Origin of the sequence: Nucisporomicrobium flavum, assembly GCF_016464385.1 — a bacterium.
In the GTDB taxonomy this organism is placed as follows: domain Bacteria; phylum Actinomycetota; class Actinomycetes; order Mycobacteriales; family Micromonosporaceae; genus Actinoplanes; species Actinoplanes flavus_A.
Map to the genome: position 1 here is coordinate 77,215 of NZ_JADMLH010000001.1, position 16,401 is coordinate 93,615.

18 protein-coding genes are annotated in these 16,401 nt (G+C 71.9%); 10 read left to right on the top strand and 8 right to left on the bottom strand.

The window, feature by feature from the left end; genetic code table 11:
* The first annotated feature begins 66 nt into the window (after positions 1-66).
* From IT780_RS00395 to IT780_RS00410, 4 genes are read left to right on the top strand one after another with little or no spacing between them, the layout of a single operon-like run.
* Positions 67-1,134 carry an ABC transporter permease gene (locus IT780_RS00395; protein ID WP_199509324.1) on the top strand — a complete coding sequence of 356 codons (1,068 nt, stop codon included), beginning with the start codon at positions 67-69 and terminating at the stop codon, positions 1,132-1,134.
* A gap of 3 nt (positions 1,135-1,137) precedes the next feature.
* The gene (locus tag IT780_RS00400) at positions 1,138-1,953 is read left to right on the top strand and encodes an ATP-binding cassette domain-containing protein (RefSeq protein ID WP_199509325.1); all 816 of its coding nucleotides are present in this window, start codon (positions 1,138-1,140) and stop codon (positions 1,951-1,953) included.
* Complete coding sequence (locus IT780_RS00405; RefSeq protein ID WP_199509326.1) at positions 1,950-2,969, top strand: Gfo/Idh/MocA family oxidoreductase; 1,020 nt, start codon at positions 1,950-1,952, stop codon at positions 2,967-2,969. The genes IT780_RS00400 and IT780_RS00405 overlap by 4 nt, the downstream gene beginning before the upstream one ends.
* Positions 2,966-3,826, top strand: a complete 861-nt coding sequence (locus IT780_RS00410) for a sugar phosphate isomerase/epimerase family protein (RefSeq protein WP_199509327.1) — start codon at positions 2,966-2,968, stop codon at positions 3,824-3,826. Before IT780_RS00405 ends, IT780_RS00410 begins: the two co-directional genes overlap by 4 nt.
* 99 nt (positions 3,827-3,925) lie before the next feature.
* Here the strand turns inward: IT780_RS00410 and IT780_RS00415 are convergent, their stop codons facing one another.
* The 4 genes from IT780_RS00415 to IT780_RS00430 all read right to left on the bottom strand — a co-directional run bounded on the left by IT780_RS00415 (position 3,926) and on the right by IT780_RS00430 (position 7,476).
* Positions 3,926-5,476 (bottom strand): OmpA family protein, encoded by a 1,551-nt coding sequence (locus IT780_RS00415; protein WP_199509328.1) that lies wholly within the window; start codon positions 5,474-5,476, stop codon positions 3,926-3,928.
* Between the two features lie 66 nt (positions 5,477-5,542).
* Positions 5,543-5,935 (bottom strand): DUF805 domain-containing protein, encoded by a 393-nt coding sequence (locus IT780_RS00420; RefSeq protein ID WP_307830977.1) that lies wholly within the window; start codon positions 5,933-5,935, stop codon positions 5,543-5,545.
* 143 nt (positions 5,936-6,078) lie between these two features.
* Positions 6,079-7,224 carry an SPFH domain-containing protein gene (locus IT780_RS00425; protein WP_199509329.1) on the bottom strand — a complete coding sequence of 382 codons (1,146 nt, stop codon included), beginning with the start codon at positions 7,222-7,224 and terminating at the stop codon, positions 6,079-6,081.
* 12 nt (positions 7,225-7,236) lie between these two features.
* On the bottom strand, positions 7,237-7,476 hold the full coding sequence (locus IT780_RS00430) for an NfeD C-terminal domain-containing protein (protein WP_199509330.1): 240 nt from the start codon (positions 7,474-7,476) through the stop codon (positions 7,237-7,239).
* Positions 7,477-7,634: 158 nt separating this feature from the next.
* Between IT780_RS00430 and IT780_RS00435 the strand changes: the two genes are divergently transcribed.
* Positions 7,635-8,258: a GyrI-like domain-containing protein gene (locus IT780_RS00435; protein WP_199509331.1), complete on the top strand. Its 624-nt coding sequence runs from the start codon at positions 7,635-7,637 to the stop codon at positions 8,256-8,258.
* 13 nt (positions 8,259-8,271) lie between these two features.
* Here IT780_RS00435 and IT780_RS00440 read toward each other — a convergent pair whose 3' ends face one another.
* The 4 genes from IT780_RS00440 to paaI are packed head-to-tail and all read right to left on the bottom strand — an operon-like array spanning position 8,272 to position 10,956.
* Entirely contained in the window at positions 8,272-8,580 is a 309-nt protein-coding gene (locus IT780_RS00440) for a hypothetical protein (protein ID WP_199509332.1), read from the bottom strand.
* Positions 8,581-8,625: 45 nt separating this feature from the next.
* Complete coding sequence (paaK, locus tag IT780_RS00445; protein WP_199509333.1) at positions 8,626-9,933, bottom strand: phenylacetate--CoA ligase PaaK; 1,308 nt, start codon at positions 9,931-9,933, stop codon at positions 8,626-8,628.
* Positions 9,934-9,946: 13 nt separating this feature from the next.
* Complete coding sequence (locus tag IT780_RS00450) at positions 9,947-10,555, bottom strand: TetR/AcrR family transcriptional regulator (RefSeq protein ID WP_307830978.1); 609 nt, start codon at positions 10,553-10,555, stop codon at positions 9,947-9,949.
* The gene (gene paaI, locus IT780_RS00455; RefSeq protein ID WP_233412026.1) at positions 10,552-10,956 is read right to left on the bottom strand and encodes a hydroxyphenylacetyl-CoA thioesterase PaaI; all 405 of its coding nucleotides are present in this window, start codon (positions 10,954-10,956) and stop codon (positions 10,552-10,554) included. Before paaI ends, IT780_RS00450 begins: the two co-directional genes overlap by 4 nt.
* 74 nt (positions 10,957-11,030) lie before the next feature.
* Here paaI and paaN point away from each other — a divergent pair, with 74 nt between their 5' ends.
* The 5 genes from paaN to paaA are packed head-to-tail and all read left to right on the top strand — an operon-like array spanning position 11,031 to position 16,386.
* The gene (paaN, locus tag IT780_RS00460) at positions 11,031-12,719 is read left to right on the top strand and encodes a phenylacetic acid degradation protein PaaN (RefSeq protein WP_199509334.1); all 1,689 of its coding nucleotides are present in this window, start codon (positions 11,031-11,033) and stop codon (positions 12,717-12,719) included.
* Entirely contained in the window at positions 12,712-13,890 is a 1,179-nt protein-coding gene (locus IT780_RS00465; RefSeq protein WP_199509335.1) for a thiolase family protein, read from the top strand. The genes paaN and IT780_RS00465 overlap by 8 nt, the downstream gene beginning before the upstream one ends.
* Positions 13,890-14,624: an enoyl-CoA hydratase/isomerase family protein gene (locus IT780_RS00470; protein WP_199509336.1), complete on the top strand. Its 735-nt coding sequence runs from the start codon at positions 13,890-13,892 to the stop codon at positions 14,622-14,624. The genes IT780_RS00465 and IT780_RS00470 overlap by 1 nt, the downstream gene beginning before the upstream one ends.
* Positions 14,621-15,463 carry a 3-hydroxyacyl-CoA dehydrogenase family protein gene (locus IT780_RS00475; RefSeq protein ID WP_199509337.1) on the top strand — a complete coding sequence of 281 codons (843 nt, stop codon included), beginning with the start codon at positions 14,621-14,623 and terminating at the stop codon, positions 15,461-15,463. Before IT780_RS00470 ends, IT780_RS00475 begins: the two co-directional genes overlap by 4 nt.
* The gene (paaA, locus tag IT780_RS00480) at positions 15,460-16,386 is read left to right on the top strand and encodes a 1,2-phenylacetyl-CoA epoxidase subunit PaaA (RefSeq protein ID WP_199509338.1); all 927 of its coding nucleotides are present in this window, start codon (positions 15,460-15,462) and stop codon (positions 16,384-16,386) included. The genes IT780_RS00475 and paaA overlap by 4 nt, the downstream gene beginning before the upstream one ends.
* Positions 16,387-16,401 lie beyond the last annotated feature (15 nt).

Genomic DNA, 16,401 nt, shown 5'->3' on the forward strand with positions numbered 1-16,401 from the left:
GGCGCCCGGGAGGCCGCGGACCACCGGCGGCCTCCCGCTCGCTCCCCCATCGATCGGAGTGCAGTCATGAGCCACAGCGTGCAGGCGGCGCCGCCGAGACCGGCGCCGTCGGATTCGTCCAACCGGGTCACCCTCGGCCTGTCCAACCGGCTGCTGGCCCGCCCCGAGGTGGGCGCGCTGGTCGCAGCGATCCTCATCTTCGTCTTCTTCATGGCGGCCGCGCCGGCGTTCCGCTCCGCCGAGTCGTTCTTCACCGTGCTCTACCAGTCGTCCACCATCGGCATCGTCGCCGTCGGCGTCGGCATGCTGATGATCGGCGGTGAGTTCGACCTGTCGGCGGGCGTCATCACCACCAGCGCCGGCCTGGTCAACTCGATGTTCTGCTGGTACTTCGGCGTCAACCTCTGGGTCGGCGCGCTGCTGTCGCTGGCGTTCTGCCTGTTCGTCGGCTTCGTCAACGGCTACCTGGTGATGAAGACCGGGATCCCGAGCTTCCTGATCACCCTCGGGACGTTCTTCGTGCTGCAGGGCGCGAACCTGGGCGTCACCAAGCTGGTCACCGGCTCGGTGTCCAGCACCGACATCAGCCGGATCGACGGGTTCGGGTCGCTGAACAAGATCTTCGCGTCCAGCTTCAAGATCGGCTCCGTCACCGTGTGGATCACGGTGCTCTGGTGGGTCCTCTTCGTCGCGCTGGCCGCCTGGATCCTGCAGCGGACCCGCATCGGGAACTGGTTCTTCGCCGTCGGCGGCGCCCCCGACAGCGCCCGCGCGGTCGGCGTGCCGGTCGTGCGGACGAAGATCGGGCTGTTCATGACCGTGTCGTTCCTCGGCTGGTTCATCGGCATGCACACCCTGTACCGGTTCAACACGCTGCAGGCCGGCAACGGCGTCGGCAACGAGTTCCTCTACATCATCGCCGCGGTCGTCGGCGGCACGCTGCTCACCGGCGGCTTCGGCAACGCGATCGGCGTCGCGATCGGCGCGTTCATCTTCGGCATGACCAGCCTCGGCATCGTCTACGCCGGCTGGGACCCCAACTGGTTCAAGGCGTTCCTCGGCATCATGCTGCTGCTCGCGGTCCTGGTGAACCTCTACATCAAGCGGATGTCGACCGCCCGGAAGGTGGGCTGAGCCATGACCGACACCCTCGCGGACCACGCCGACAGCGGGCTGCACCGGGGCGAGCCGCTCATCGAGATGGCCGGGGTGGGCAAGTCGTACGGCGCCATCCGCGCGCTGCGCGACGTCAACCTGCGCGTCAACGCCGGCGAGGTCACCTGCGTCCTGGGCGACAACGGCGCCGGCAAGTCCACGCTCATCAAGATCATGAGTGGCCTGCACCCGCACAACGAGGGCACGCTGACCGTCGACGGCACCAAAGTCACGTTCTCGTCGCCCCGGGAGGCGCTCGACCACGGCATCGCGACCGTCTACCAGGACCTCGCCGTCGTGCCGCTCATGGAGGTGTGGCGCAACTTCTTCCTCGGCTCCGAGCTCAGCGGCGGCCGGTTCCCGCTCGCCCCGCTCAAGGTCCGGGACATGAAGCGCATCGCCGACGAGGAGCTGCGCAAGATGGGCATCGTCGTCAAGGACATCAACCAGCCCATCGGCACCCTCTCCGGCGGCCAGCGGCAGTGCGTCGCGATCGCCCGCGCCGTCTACTTCGGCGCCCGCGTGCTCATCCTCGACGAGCCGACCGCCGCGCTGGGCGTCAAGCAGTCCGGCGTGGTGCTCAAGTACGTCGCCGCAGCCCGCGACGCCGGGCTGGGCGTCGTCTTCATCACCCACAACCCGCACCACGCGTACCTGGTCGGCGACCACTTCGTCATCCTGAAGCTCGGCGGCACCGTGCTGGACAAGAACCGCAAGGACGTCACGCTCGACGAGCTGACCGGGCAGATGGCCGGCGGGGACGAGCTGGCCGAGCTCTCCCACGAATTGGGGCGATGATGCTCAGGGTCGGAGTGATCGGCACCGGCATGATCGGTCGCGACCACATCCGGCGGATGACCACGGTGCTGGCCGGCGTCGAGGTCACCGCGGTCACCGACGTGGACGCCGAGGCCGCCAAGCAGGTCGCGGACGGGCTGCCCGGCGCGGTCGTGCACGGCACCGGCGAGGAACTCATCGCCGACCCGGGCGTCGACGCGGTCGTGGTCTGCTCCTGGGGACCCACCCACGAGCAGTACGTGCTCGCCTCGATCGCCGCGGGCAAGCCCGTCTTCTGCGAGAAGCCCCTGGCCACCACGGAGGAGGCCTGCCGGCGCATCGTCGAGGCCGAGGTCGCGCACGGCAGCCGGCTGGTCCAGGTCGGTTACATGCGACGGTACGACGAGGCGTACCGCGCGCTGAAGGCGGTGGTGGACAGCGGCCGGATCGGCGCCCCGCTGATGATGCACTGCGCCCACCGCAACGCCTCGGTCCCGTCGCACTACGAGAAGGAGATGGCGATCACCGACACCGCGGTGCACGAGATCGACATGGTGCGCTGGATGTTCGGCGAGGAGATCGCGGCGACCCGGGTGCTCGTCCCGCGCCGCAGCCGCAACGGGGGAGAGCTGCAGGACCCGCTCATCCTCGTCCTGGAGATGGCGAGCGGCGCGATCGTCGACGTGGAGATCTCGGTCAACATCCGCTACGGGTACGACATCCGCGGCGAGGTGGTCGGCGAGGACGGCACGGCGGCGCTGGGTGAGCTGAGCCCGGTGACGTTGCGCGCCTCCCAGCAGCTCGTCAGCCCGGTCCCGGCGGACTGGCGCGAGCGGTTCCTCCGCGCGTACGACGTGGAGCTGCAGGAATGGGTCGACTCGATCGCCGGCGGCGGCCACCCGGCCGGGCCCAGCGCCTGGGACGGATACGCGGCCGCGGTGGTCTCCGACGCGGGCGTGGTGGCGCTGCGCGGCGGCGAGCGCGTCGACGTCGTGCTCATGCCGCGCCCCGAGCTGTACACGGGGGTGGCGGCGTGAAGATCGCGCTCGATCCGTACATGCTGCGCAAGGTCCCGCTGCTCGAGCTGCCCGGTCTGGTCGCCGACCTCGGCTACCGGTACCTCGAGCTCTCGCCGCGCGACGACTTCCTGCCGTTCTTCCTGCACCCGCGCGTGGACGACGGTACGGTCGCCGCGTTCAAGCGCGAGCTGGCCGCCGCCGGTGTCGAGGTCGCGTCGGTGCTGCCGCTCTACAGGTGGTCCGGCCCGGACGAGGACGAACGGCAGGCCGCGGTCCGCTATTGGAAACGCGCGATCCAGATCACCGTGGACCTCGGCGTCGACGTGATGAACTCCGAATTCAACGGGCGGCCCGAGGTGGCGGCCGCCAGCGAGGCCCAGTTCTGGCGCTCGATGGAGGAACTGCTGCCGATCTTCGAGCGCGAGGGCGTACGCCTGGTCCTCGAACCGCACCCGGACGACTTCGTCGAGGAGGGGATCGCGGGCGTCGACCTGGTCCGCGGCATCAACTCCGACCGGGTGTCGTTCCTGTACTGCGCGCCGCACACGTTCCACCAGGGCGGCGACCTGGCCGGCATCATGCGCCACGCCGGCCCGCTGCTCACCCAGGTGCACATCGCCGACTCGTTCGACCACCGCGGCTCGTCGGGCCTGCGCTACATCGTCAACCCGCCCGGCTCGGCCGCCCGCATCCACCAGCACCTCGACATCGGACAGGGCGAGGTCGACTGGGACCTGCTCTTCCGGACGCTCGCAGAGATCGGTTTCGATGGAATAGCGACCGTCTGCGTTTTCGCGTGGGAGGAGCGGGCACAGGACAGCGCGCGCTTCAACCTGGCCCGCGTCACGGAGTACGTGGACAAGTACTCCCGCTGAGCGTTTGGGAGGTCGCTCTGCGCGGCCCGTACGGCCGGCGGCGGCTGGCTCGCTGCGCTGATGCCGGCCGGGTCGGCGCGGCCCCTCGAGGACGCTGAGTCACGACTGCACGGGAACACCCGTGATCCGGAACCTGTCCGGCACGTCGACCGTCACGCTCGTCGTACCGGGCGCCGGCGCGGGGAACCACAGCGCCAGCAGCCGGGAGCTGCCCGGCGGGATGGCCTGGTTCAGCAGCCGGTCGCACAGACACCGATGGTCGCCCGCCGCTAGCTCGTAGTCCACCGGGTACGCCATCGTGTCCTCCGAGATCATCCGCACCCCCGAGGCGCCGTACGGGGCGTACGGGTCGAACTCGTCGCGGGCGGTGAACACGCCCTGGCCCAGGTAGTCGAGGATCGTCGCGTCGTCGGTGCCGGTGTTGCGGGCCACGAGATCGAGCTGCAGGAAACTGCCGCGTACCGTCGCTGATCCCGGCGTGAAACGGACCGTGCCGCGGTGCAGCGGGAGGGTGACCTGGACGCCGTCGCGGGCGGTGCCCTGGGCGCCCTTCGTCCGGGGGAGCGGGACCTGCTTCGCTTTCCCGGCGGGCTCCTGCCCGGCTTTGTCGGTGGGCTTTTCGCCGGCTTTGTCGGTCGCGCGGAAGCTCACGGTCACGCGGCGGTTCCGGGCGCGGCCGGCGGCGGAGTCGTTCGGCGCGACCGGCTGGGTCTCACCCTTCGCGGCGACCTTTTTCGGCCACTGCCGATCCGGAAGCCGCCCGCGCAACGCCGCCGCGACCGCCTCGGCCCGCTGCCGCGACAGGCGCTGATTGTGGGCGGTGCCGCCGGTGTCGTCGGTGTGCCCGGTGATCGTCAACGGCCCGCCACCCGCGGCCGCGATGTCGGCGACGGCCGCGGCCACCGTCGTCGCCGCGGCGGGCGTGAGGCGGGCACTGTCGACCCGGAACAGCACATCGGTGTCCAGATCAAGATCAACCCGATCGGGGGTACGCCGGGTGCGCAGCCCGACATCCAGCCGATCGGTGTACGCGCTCAGCCCCGCGACCCGCGACGTGGCACCCGTCAGGTCCAGCGCGTCCTCGCCCTCCGCGGGCGGAGGCACGGGACCGTCGACCACCGGCACGTCGGCGAACACCCCCGCGTACGGAAGCATCACCGACAACCGGTCCACGGGGGCGGTAACCCCGCCGAAGGCCGCCTGCAACGTCGTGGTGTCCCCGGCGCCGGCCCGCACCGACCCGCTGCAAACACAGTCCCCGCCCGCCGACTCGGCAACGAGGTGAACCCGCCGCGCCCGCTCGTCCACCAGCCGCCCACCGGCGAACGACAGCGACTGGTCACCGGAGAAATGCCGGCTCACCACGGTGGACCCTCGGCCCCGCGCGATCTGCTCCACCCGCGTACGCACACTCAGCACGACGACGTCGCCCGACCGCACCAACGGCCCGACCGTCAGCGCCAGTCTGTCCCCGGCGGCGTCGACGGTCCGGCTGAGCTCGAACCCGCCGGCCGCGGTCGCCGACCCGCCCGGGCCCTGGCCGGCCGAGGTTGCCGTCGGTCGTGGGGCGGGGCGGTCCGGCGATTCGCTGTCGCAGCCGGCCGCGAGGGCCAGGGTGCCGGCGACCGCGACCGCCAGGAGTCGCCGCATGCCGAACCTCCTCGTCGTCGCCCGCACCCGCAGCCTAGGCAATCGGCGGCATGACCGCCGGACGGCTCAGAGCGGTTCGGGGCCGTACTTGTTGGGGCCGTCGTTGCTGTCCAGCAGCGTCATGATGAGCACGGCGAAGCCGCCGAGCGGGATGATGCCGAGGAGCTGCCACCAGCCGCTCAGCCCGGCGTCGTGCAGCCGCCGGCTGGTGACCGCCAGGGTGGGCAGGAACACGACGAGGATGAACACCGCGACCAGGATGCCGAGGGCGACGTTGCCGCCGTCGGAATTCCCGAGCAGGAAGCCGATCGCGATGAGCGCGAGGTAGATGACGGCGTTGAAGAGGGTGTACCACCAGTACTCGGCGCGGCGCGCCCGGCCGCTGAAGGTGGCGTACTTGCGGTAGCAGCCTGCCCAGTAGCCCAGCGGTCCCACGCTGGACCGGGAGTCGACGGTCACGGATGTCCTCCTTGGAAGGTGCGGGAGCGGCCGATCCTAGACAGTGATCGAAGCTTCCGCTGCCCCGTTCCGGTCGTGTTTCCGAGGGGCGGCCCGCCACACCGGTCGGCGGTGCGGCGGGCCTGTCGGTCGACGGGACGGTCTCAGGCGACCGGGTGGGTCTCGGCCCGGTTGCCGTTGAGCGCCGCGACGTCCGTGCCGGCCGGGGCGGTTCGCAGACCCGCGCGGATCGTCTCGAGCATCGCGGTGCCCTGGGCCGCCAGCGAAGCCACGACGCTGTTGAGCCCTTCGGCGCCGTCGAGCACGGTGACGTTGGCTCCCTGCAGGCCCTGCGCCGCGGCTTTGAGGAGCTCGGGCAGCTGCTGAATGACCATCTGGTCCAGGGCGATCCGGTCCTGCGCTGCGGCCGCCTCCGCGGACAGCTTGGTGGCGTCGGCCTGCGCCCGGGCCAGCGTCCGGATCCGCTCCGCCTCGGCCTCGGCGGGGCGGACGACCTCGGCGATGAGCTCGGCCTGGCGCAGCTCGGCATTCTTCTGCGCCACGAGCGACCGTTCCACCAGCACGTCCTGCTGGGCCCGGGCGGCGGCCAGCGGACCGGCCTGCGCGGCGGTCTGCTGGGCCTGGTCGATCTCCGCCTGGTACTGGGCCCGGGCGATGGCCGTCTGCCTCGCGTACTCGGCCTGGAAACGGGCGCTCTCCTGCTGAGCCATCGCGCTCGCCTGGTCGGCCGCGGCCTGGGCGATCGCGGCGTCCTGGTTCACCTTCGCCTGGTGCGGCGCGGCGAGTGCGCTGATGTAGCCGGCGCCCTTGTCGTCGATGCTGCTGATCTGCAGGGAGTCGACGGCCAGGCCGATCCGTGCCATCTCGGTCTTGCTGGCGTCGACGATCGCGTCGGCGAGGGTCTGCTGCTCGCGGATGATCGCCTCGACCGTCATGCTGCCGATGATGCTGCGCAGGTGGCCGCTGAAGATCCGGCCGACCAGCGTGGGCATCTGCGTCTGGTCGCCCTGGAAGCGGCGGGCCGCGGCGGCGATGGACTCGTGGTCGTCGCCGACCTTGAACGCGATGACGGCCTGCACGGCGAGGGTCAGGCCCTGCTTGGTGTAGCAGTCCTCGATCACCTCGGCCTCCTGCATGGCCAGGGTGAGGCGGGTGGCCTTGGAGATGACGGGCGGGACGAAGACCCCGTGCCCGGTGACAATCTTGAACGGCAACGCGTCCGTCCCACGCTGCTTCCGACCACTGATCAGAAGCGCCTCGTTGGGAGCGGGCACCCGGTAACCGAACACGTCAGAGCCCTTCTAGGATGCCCCGGGCGGAGCCGCCCGCGGCACAAGCGGCCATGACTCGACGTCGACCTGACGCGCGCCACGGTTGTTGACGACGAGGACCTCCGTGCCGGCTGCCAGGGCCGTCGGGGCGTACCCGAGGTAGTAGTGCGCGATCCCGTCCACCACCACCCGGACCTCACCGGGAAGATCGCCACCGCGGATCCCGCTGCACACGGTCCCGACTTTGCCGACCACGGTCTGACTCGCCACGGCTGCATTGTGCGCCTCCGACGCCAGCGGCGAACACCCGCAGCGCCCGGGCGGGCCGCCCACTGTGACGCGGGCGACTTCGCCGACACCGCGACGAGACGGCACCCGTGGCGGTGACCGGCGTTACCTTTGACGACACGACGTGGTCGAGGTGGGCGATGACGGAAAAGGTCGACTTCAAGAAGGACATCGCGGCGTACCGGGCGCGGCAGGGCTCGTTCGCGGTCGTGGACGTGCCCGACCTGCAGTACCTCATGGTCGATGGACACGGCGACCCCAACCACGGCCGGGCGTTCGCCGACGCGGCGGAGGCGCTCTATCCGCTGGCGTACGGGCTGAAGTTCGCGAGCAAGCGGACCCTCGGGCGCGACTATGTCGTGATGCCCCTGGAGGGCCTGTGGTGGGCCGATGACATGGATTCGTTCACGACGGTCCGGGACAAGTCGCGATGGCACTGGACGCTCATGATCATGGTGCCGGACTGGATCGAGCAGGCCATGATGTCGGCCGACGTCGAGCGGCTCGGGGCCGGGAACCGGCCCGGGCGTCTGGGGGATGTTCGCCTGCAAGCGCTGTCCGAGGGCCGCTGCGTGCAGACCCTCCACATCGGCCCGTACGACGAGGACGCCGAGGTGCTGGCGCGGATGCACCACGAGTACATCCCGGGCAACGGGTTCCGGATGACCGGTCGCCACCACGAGATCTACCTGAGCGACGCCCGAAGGGTCGCGCCCGGCAAGCTCCGGACGATCCTCCGGCAGCCCGTGGTCGCGGCCGGCTGACCGGGCGCAGGGCCTACGTCGTCGTCCGGCTGCGCAGCCACGCCGCCTTGGCCGCGGCCCGCTCCTCGTCGGCGCCGGCGGCTCGGAGCAGTTCCAGCGCCGGCCAGTATCGGATCGTGTCGGACTGCGGGCCGGCGACGACCCGGTGCAGGTAGTCACCCAGGGCGTCACCGAGCACGACGGGGTCCCGGCTGATGGCCCGCAGCGCGGGCAGCGCCGAGGCGGGATCGGACGCCGGGCCGCCGGCGGAGACGCGGTCGACCATGGCGGCGACCCGAGCTGCGGCCGCACGTTGCTCCTCGCTGAGGTCGGGCTTCTGCATGCGGCGACGGTACGCCGCTACCGGAAGCCGCAGCAGGAGCCGAGGTCAGGGCTTCGGCCGCTGGTCCACGATCCGGCGCATCTTGCCCATCGAGCGTTCCACCCCGTCCGGTTCGATCACCTCGACCGTCACGCTCACCCCGACCGTGTTCTTCACCAGCGCGGCCAGCTGCCGCCCCGCCTCCTCCGCCGCCGAGGGCGTGACCCCGTGCCGCCGTTCCACCTTCACCGTCAGCTCGTCCAGGCGTCCCGATCGGCTCAGCACACACTGGAAGTGCGGGGACAGCGCGGGCGTACGGACGATGAGCTCCTCGATCTGGGTCGGGAACAGGTTCACCCCGCGCAGGATGATCATGTCGTCCGTACGGCCGGTGATCTTCTCGATGCGGCGCATGGGGCGGGCCGTGCCGGGCAGGAGGCGGGTCAGGTCCCGGGTGCGGTAGCGGACGACCGGCATCGCCTCCTTGGTCAGGGACGTGAAGACGAGCTCGCCGAGTTCGCCGTCCGGGAGGACCTCGCCGGTGAGCGGGTCGATGATCTCGGGGAGGAAGTGGTCCTCCCAGACGTGCAGGCCGTCCTTGGTCTCCACGCATTCCATCGCCACGCCGGGACCCATCACCTCGGACAGCCCGTAGATGTCGACCGCGTGCAGGTCCACCTCCTGCTCGATCTCCGCGCGCAGCTCCTGCGTCCACGGTTCGGCGCCGAAGATGCCGACCGCGAGCGACGTGGCGCGGGGGTCCACGCCCTGGCGGCGCATCTCGTCGACGATCGCGAGCATGTAGCTGGGGGTCACCATGATGATGTCCGGCTCGAAGTCCTTGATCAGCATGACCTGGCGTTCCGTCATGCCGCCGGACACCGGGATCACGGTGCAGCCGAGCTCCTCCGCGCCGTAGTGGGCTCCCAGGCCGCCGGTGAACAGGCCGTACCCGTACGCGACGTGGACCCGGTCGCCGGGCCGGCCGCCGGCCGCGCGGATGGAGCGGGCCATGAGGCGGGCCCAGACGCGGACGTCCTCGAGCGTGTAGCCGACGACCGTCGGGCGGCCGGTCGTGCCGGACGACGCGTGCAGGCGGGCGATCCGGTCGCGGGGCACGGCGAACATGCCGTACGGGTAGTTGGCCCGCAGCACGGCCTTGTCGGTGAACGGGAACTTCGCCAGGTCGCCGAGCTCGCGCAGGTCGTCGGGGTGGACCTGGCGTTCCTCGAACATCGCCCGGTACGGCGCCACGTTCTCGTACGCGTGCCGCAGCGACCACTTCAGCCGCTCGAGTTGCAGCTCGCGGAGCTCGTCGACCGAGGCGCGTTCGACGGGCTCGAGGTCCTCGGGCCGAGGGGTGCGATCCTGCATCGTCGTTCTCCTCTCAGGCGGGCCGCGTACGCAGGCCGTCGAAGGCGATCGCGGCCACCGTGGCGGCCAGCTCGGCGGCGCCGCCGCGGGAGGGGCTGTACCACTCGATGAGTGAGTTCACCATGCCGAAAAGCAGGCGGGCGGCGGTGGCGGGGTCCACGTCGGCGCGGATCGAGCCCTCCGCCTGGGCCTGCTTGACGAGCGTGGTGACCTCCTGGTCGAAGAGGCGGCGGCGTTCCAGCGCCTCGAGCTCGGCCTCGGTGTTGCCGCGTACGCGCAGCAGCAGCGTCACGTACGGGAGCCGTTCGGCCAGCACGAGCACGCTGAGCCGGATGAGCGACTCGAGCCGCTCGAGGGCGCTGGCGGGGGTCAGGTCGCGGACCCGGGTCATCGCCTCGTCGAGGCCGTCGAGGGCGTGCCCGACGGCGAGCCGCAGCAGCTCCTCCTTGCCGCGGACGTGGTGGTAGATGCTCGACTTGGTGATCCGCAGCGCCCGGGCGAGGTCGTCCATGCTCGTGGCGTCGTAGCCCCGTTCGTTGAACAGACGGACCGCGGCGGTGAGCACGGCGTCCAGGTCGTGCCCCGGGCGCCCGCGGCGGCCCCGGGTCGCCGCGTCGCTCACGCGGGCCGTCCGGGGCTGATCATGCGGCTGCGGCCGCGGAACTCGGCCACCACATCGCCGTCGCGGGTGACGGTGACGTCGTAGATGCCGCTGCGCCCGCTGGTCGAGCGTTCGGTGGCGCGGGCCTCCAGCACATCGCCCTCGGCTGTCGGGCGCAGGAACGTCACGTCCGCGCCGGCCGCCACGGTGACCGGGCCGTGGGTGTTGCAGGCGCACGCGAACGCCGTGTCGGCGAGGAGGAACACGTACCCGCCGTGGGTCATGCCGTGGCCGTTCACCATCTCCGCGGTGACTGTCATGCGGACGACCGCGGCGCCCTGACCTGCGGAGATCAGCTCGATCCCGAGCCGCTGGGACGCCGTGTCGCGCGCGAACATGTCGTGTGCCGCGGTGTGTGCCATGAGTAACCCCGGGTCTTGATAACCGACCGAACGGACGGTAAATAATAGTGACACCCAATCGCAAAGGAGCGCCGGTGACAAGCCCCGCCGAGTTCTACGAGACGCACCGCGAGTTGCTGGACAAGGCGATCGAGGCCGCCGCGACGCGGGACCACTGGTCGGCGTACCCGGAGTCGCCGAGCAAGTCCGTCTACGGCGAGCAGGCCGCGCCCGCCGGTGAGCAGGCGTTCCAGGCGCTGCTCGGCAAGGATTTCCCGATCGAGGTGCCCGGCGCGACCACGAGCGTGTCGACCGAGCGCTCGCCGTACGGGATCGAGCTGGGCATCCGCTATCCGAAGGGTGAGCCGGGCGACCTGATCGCCGCCGCCCGTGCCGCGACGCCGGCCTGGCGGGCCGTGGGGCCGCACGCCCGCGCGGGCGTGGCCGCCGAGATCCTGCGGCGGGTCAACGCGCGCATCTTCGAGATGGCGCACGCCGTGCAGCACACCAGCGGGCAGGCGTTCGTCATGGCGTTCCAGGCCGGCGGCGCGCACGCGCAGGACCGCGGGCTGGAGGCCGTCGCGGTCGCGCTGGCCGAGCAGACCCGCATGCCCGCCACCGCCACCTGGGCCAAGCCGCAGCGCGGCGGCGACCCGCTGCGGCTGAGCAAGACCAGCACGCCCGTCGGCCGCGGCGTGGCGCTGGTGATCGGCTGCAACACCTTCCCGACCTGGAACAGCTACCCGGGCCTGTTCGCCAGCCTGGTCACCGGCAACCCGGTGATCGTCAAGCCGCACCCCGGCGCGGTCCTGCCGCTGGCCATCACCGTGCAGGTCGCCCGCGAGGTGCTCACCGAGGCCGGGCAGGACCCGAACCTCGTGACGCTCGCGGTCGAGGAGCGCGGCGACGGCATCGCCGCCACCCTCGCCACCCACCCGGACGTGCGCATCGTCGACTTCACCGGCTCGAGCGAGTTCGGCAACTGGCTGGAGGCCAACGCGCGGCAGGCCGTCGTCTACACCGAGAAGGCCGGCCTGAACACCGTCGTCGTCGACTCCACCGACGACTACCGCGGGATGCTGCGCAACCTCGCGTTCTCGCTGTCGCTCTACAGCGGGCAGATGTGTACGACCCCGCAGAACCTGCTCGTGCCCGCCGGCGGCATCGACACCGACGCCGGTCGCAAGAGCCCCGCCGATTTCGGTGCCGACCTCGCCGCGGCGGTCGGCAAGCTGCTCGGCGACCCGAAGCGCGCCGCCGGCACGCTGGGCGCGATCGTCAACGACGGCGTGCTGGCCCGGGTCACCGAGGCCGGTTCGCTGCCCGGCGTGCTGCACCCGTCCGCCGAGGTCGCCGACGAGCAGTTCCCCGGCGCCACGATCCGTACGCCGGTCATCGTGCGCCTCGACGCCTCGGACGAGAAGACGTACACGCGGGAGTGGTTCGGTCCGGTGTCGTTCGTCATCACCACCGAGTCCACCGAGCACAGCCTGCGGCTGTTCACCGAGACCGTGCGCCATCACGGCGCGCTGACCGCGTCGGTGTACTCGACCTCGGAGGACGTCCTCGCCGCGGCGCGGGAGGCCGCACTGGACGCCGGCGTGCACCTCTCGCAGAACCTGACGGGCGGCGTCTTCGTCAACCAGACCGCCGCGTTCAGCGACCTGCACGGCACCGGCGCCAACCCGGCCGCGACGGCCTCGCTGACGGACCCGGCGTACATCACCGGGCGGTTCTTCACCCTGCAGTCGCGGCACCACATCGGCGAGGAGAGCAATGCCTGAGGCGTACCTGGTCGGCGGCGTCCGTACCCCGCAGGGCAAGTACGGCGGCGCGCTGGCCGGCGTCCGTCCCGACGACCTCGCCGCGCTCGTGGTGGGCGAGGCCGTCCGCCGGGCCGGCGTGCCCGGGGAGTCGATCGACGAGGTCGTGCTCGGCGCCGCCAACCAGGCCGGCGAGGACAACCGCAACGTCGCGCGGATGGCCGCGCTGCTGTCCGGCCTGCCCCACACTGTGCCCGGCTACACGGTCAACCGGCTGTGCGCCAGCGGCCTGACCGCGATCATCTCCGCGTCCCGGGCGATCCGCTCCGGCGAGGCCGACGTCGTGGTGGCCGGCGGCGTCGAGTCGATGACCCGGGCGCCCTGGGTGATGGCCAAGCCCGGCACCCCGTGGGCCCGTCCCGGCGAGGTCGTGGACAGCTCGCTGGGCTGGCGCTTCACCAACCCCAGGTTCAGCGCCGGCCAGACGCTGTCGATGGGGGAGACGGCCGAGGAGGTCGCGGCGCTCGACGGCATCACCCGCGGGGACAGCGACGCGTTCGCCCTGCGCAGCCACGAGCGGGCCGTCGCGGCGATCGACGCGGGCCGCTTCGACGCCGAGATCGTGCCGGTCCCCGTCAAGGACGGCGAGGTCACCCGCGACGAGGGACCGCGCCGCGGCGGCAGCCTGGAGAAGATGGCGAAGCTCAGGACCGTCTTCCGCGACGGCGGGATCGTCACCGCCGGGTCGTCGTCGCCGCTGTCGGACGGCGCGGCCGCGGTCGTGGTCGCCAGCGGCGAGGCCGTCGAACGGTACGGCCTGACGCCCCGCGCCCGCATCGTCGTGGGCGCGAGCGCCGGCGTCGAGCCGCACGTCATGGGCCTCGGCCCGGTACCGGCGACCGAGAAGGCCCTGGCCCGGGCCGGCTGGCAGGCCGGCGACCTCGACGCGGTGGAGCTCAACGAGGCCTTCGCCGCGCAGTCGCTCGCGGTGATCCGCCGGCTCAAGCTCGACGAGGAGCGGGTCAACGCCGACGGCGGCGCGATCGCCCTCGGGCACCCGCTGGGCTGCTCCGGCGCCCGGCTCACCGTGACGCTGCTCGGCCGCATGGAGCGCGAGAACGCCCGCCGCGGCCTGGCGACCCTGTGCGTCGGCGTGGGGCAGGGCGTGTCCATGCTGGTGGAGCGCGTCTGATGGGAGCCACTCTCGCGGTCGAGGAGCACGCCGGCCGGGTGGTCGTCACGCTGCGGCGCCCCGAGGCCCGCAACGCCATCAACGCGGCCATGATCCGCGAGCTGCACGACGTCTGCGCGGACCTCGAGGAACGGCCCCGGCTGCTGCTGATCACCGGCGCCGAGGGCACCTTCGCCGCCGGCGCGGACATCGGCGAGCTGCGCGAACGCGGGCGCGACCAGGCGCTGCAGGGCATCAACAGCCGGCTGTTCGACCGGATCGCCCGGCTGCCGCTGCCCACGGTCGCCGCGGTCGACGGGTACGCGCTCGGCGGTGGCGCGGAGCTCGCGTACGCCTGCGACGTGCGGCTGGCCTCGCCCGCGGCGGTGTTCGGCAACCCGGAGCCGGGGCTGGGCATCCTCGCGGCGGCCGGCGCGTGCTGGCGGCTGCGGGAGCTCGTGGGCGCCTCGGTGGCCAAGCAGGTGCTGCTGGCCGGGCGCCGGCTCGACGCGGACGACGCGTACCGGTTCGGGCTGGTCGCCGAGGTCGTGCCGGCGGGTGAGCTGCTCAAGCGGGCGCACGCGCTGCTCGACCGGATGGCCCGTTCGGGTCCGCTGGCGTTGCGGCTGACCAAGCTGGTCGCCGACGCGCCCGGCGGTCATCCGGTCACCGACGACCTCGCGCAGGCGATCCTGTTCGAGTCCGAGGACAAGCGGTCGCGGATGGACGCGTTCCTGGCGGGTGAGCGGCGATGAGCGGCGTACCGAAGCGCGTCGGGGTGATCGGCGGCGGCCGGATGGGCGCGGGCATCGCTCAGGTCTTCGCGGTCGCGGGAGCGGTCGTGACGGTCGTCGAGCCGGACGCCGACGCGGCGCGCGCCCGGATCCGGGCCGGGCTCGACCGGGCCGCCGAGCGCGGAAAGCTGACCGAGGACGCCGCCACCGTCCTCGGCCGCGTCGAGCTGACCCGCGACCTGCCGGCCGACGCGGAGCTGGTGATCGAGGCCGTTCCGGAGGATGCGTCGCTGAAGACGCAGGTCCTCGCGGCGGCCGAGAAGGTCGTGGGCGACGACGCCGTGCTGAGCACCAACACCAGCTCGCTGTCGATCGCCGGGCTGGCCGAAGGGCTGCTGCGGCCCGGGCGGTTCGTCGGGATGCACTTCTTCAACCCGGTGCCCGCCAGCGAGCTCGTCGAGATCGTCGTCGGTCCGCGGACCGCCCAGGCCGTCGGGGAGGCCGCGGCCGGGTGGGCGGGCGCGCTGGGCAAGACCGCGATCGTCGTACGGGACTCGCCCGGTTTCGCCACCAGCCGCCTGGGCGTGCTGCTCGGGCTGGAGGCGATCCGCATGCTCGAGGAGGGCGTGGCGGACGCCGCGTCCATCGACCGCGCGATGGAGCTGGGCTACCGGCACCCGATGGGCCCGCTGCGCTCCACCGACCTGGTCGGCCTCGACGTACGGCTGGCCATCGCCGAACACCTGCACCGCGAGCTCGGCGACCGGTTCGCGCCGCCGCGGCTGCTGCGGGACAAGGTGGCGCGCGGCGAGCTCGGCCGCAAGAGCGGGCAGGGCTTCTACTCCTGGGAGGCGTCATGACCGGCGAAGAGGTCTTCACCGAGACCATCGCGAGGGATCAGCGGGTCGAGCCGCGGGACTGGATGCCGGACGGCTACCGCAAGACGATGATCCGGCAGATCGCCCAGCACGCGCACTCCGAGATCATCGGCATGCAGCCGGAGGGGGAGTGGATCACCCGGGCGCCGTCGCTGCGGCGCAAGGCGATCCTGCTCGCCAAGGTGCAGGACGAGGCCGGCCACGGGCTCTACCTGTACTCGGCCGCCGAGACGCTCGGCGCGGACCGCGGGGACCTGACCCGCCGGCTCATCGAGGGGCGCCAGAAGTACTCGTCGATCTTCAACTATCCGACGCTGTCCTTCGCCGACGTGGGCGTCATCGGCTGGCTCGTCGACGGCGCCGCGATCTGCAACCAGGTGCCGCTGTGCCGCAGCTCGTACGGCCCGTACGCGCGAGCCATGATCCGCATCTGCAAGGAGGAGTCGTTCCACCAGCGGCAGGGCTACGAGCTGCTGCTGACCATGATGGGCGGCACTCAGGCCCAGCGGGACATGGTGCAGGACGCGGTGAACCGGTGGTGGTGGCCGTCGCTGATGATGTTCGGCCCGCCCGACGACCGCTCGCCGAACTCGGCGCAGTCGATGGCCTGGAAGATCAAGCGGCACAGCAACGACGAGCTGCGCCGGCGCTTCGTCGACATGACCGTCCCGCAGGCCGAGGCGCTCGGCGTGACCCTGCCCGACCCGGAGCTGCGCTGGAACGCCGAGCGCGGGAGCTATGACTTCGGTACGCCCGACTGGGCCGAGCTGTCCCGCGTGATCTCGGGCGACGGCCCGTGCAACGCCCAGCGCATCGAGCGCCGCCGCCGGGCCGACGAGGACGGCGCCTGGGTCCGCGAGGCAGCCGCCGCGCACGCGAAGAAGCAGATGGGGATCCCGGCATGACCGACCGCACCGAAC

Bases quoted from the DNA above. Each gene is read 5' to 3' on its own strand.
- IT780_RS00465 (WP_199509335.1), top strand. From the start codon at position 12,712: ATGCCTGAGGCGTACCTGGTCGGCGGCGTCCGTACCCCGCAGGGCAAG.
- paaK (WP_199509333.1), bottom strand. From the start codon at position 9,933: ATGCAGGATCGCACCCCTCGGCCCGAGGACCTCGAGCCCGTCGAACGC.
- IT780_RS00415 (WP_199509328.1), bottom strand. From the start codon at position 5,476: ATGCGGCGACTCCTGGCGGTCGCGGTCGCCGGCACCCTGGCCCTCGCG.
- IT780_RS00440 (WP_199509332.1), bottom strand. From the start codon at position 8,580: ATGCAGAAGCCCGACCTCAGCGAGGAGCAACGTGCGGCCGCAGCTCGG.
- IT780_RS00475 (WP_199509337.1), top strand. From the start codon at position 14,621: ATGAGCGGCGTACCGAAGCGCGTCGGGGTGATCGGCGGCGGCCGGATG.
- IT780_RS00400 (WP_199509325.1), top strand. From the start codon at position 1,138: ATGACCGACACCCTCGCGGACCACGCCGACAGCGGGCTGCACCGGGGC.
- paaA (WP_199509338.1), top strand. From the start codon at position 15,460: ATGACCGGCGAAGAGGTCTTCACCGAGACCATCGCGAGGGATCAGCGG.
- IT780_RS00405 (WP_199509326.1), top strand. From the start codon at position 1,950: ATGATGCTCAGGGTCGGAGTGATCGGCACCGGCATGATCGGTCGCGAC.
- IT780_RS00395 (WP_199509324.1), top strand. From the start codon at position 67: ATGAGCCACAGCGTGCAGGCGGCGCCGCCGAGACCGGCGCCGTCGGAT.
- IT780_RS00435 (WP_199509331.1), top strand. From the start codon at position 7,635: ATGACGGAAAAGGTCGACTTCAAGAAGGACATCGCGGCGTACCGGGCG.
- paaI (WP_233412026.1), bottom strand. From the start codon at position 10,956: ATGGCACACACCGCGGCACACGACATGTTCGCGCGCGACACGGCGTCC.
- IT780_RS00470 (WP_199509336.1), top strand. From the start codon at position 13,890: ATGGGAGCCACTCTCGCGGTCGAGGAGCACGCCGGCCGGGTGGTCGTC.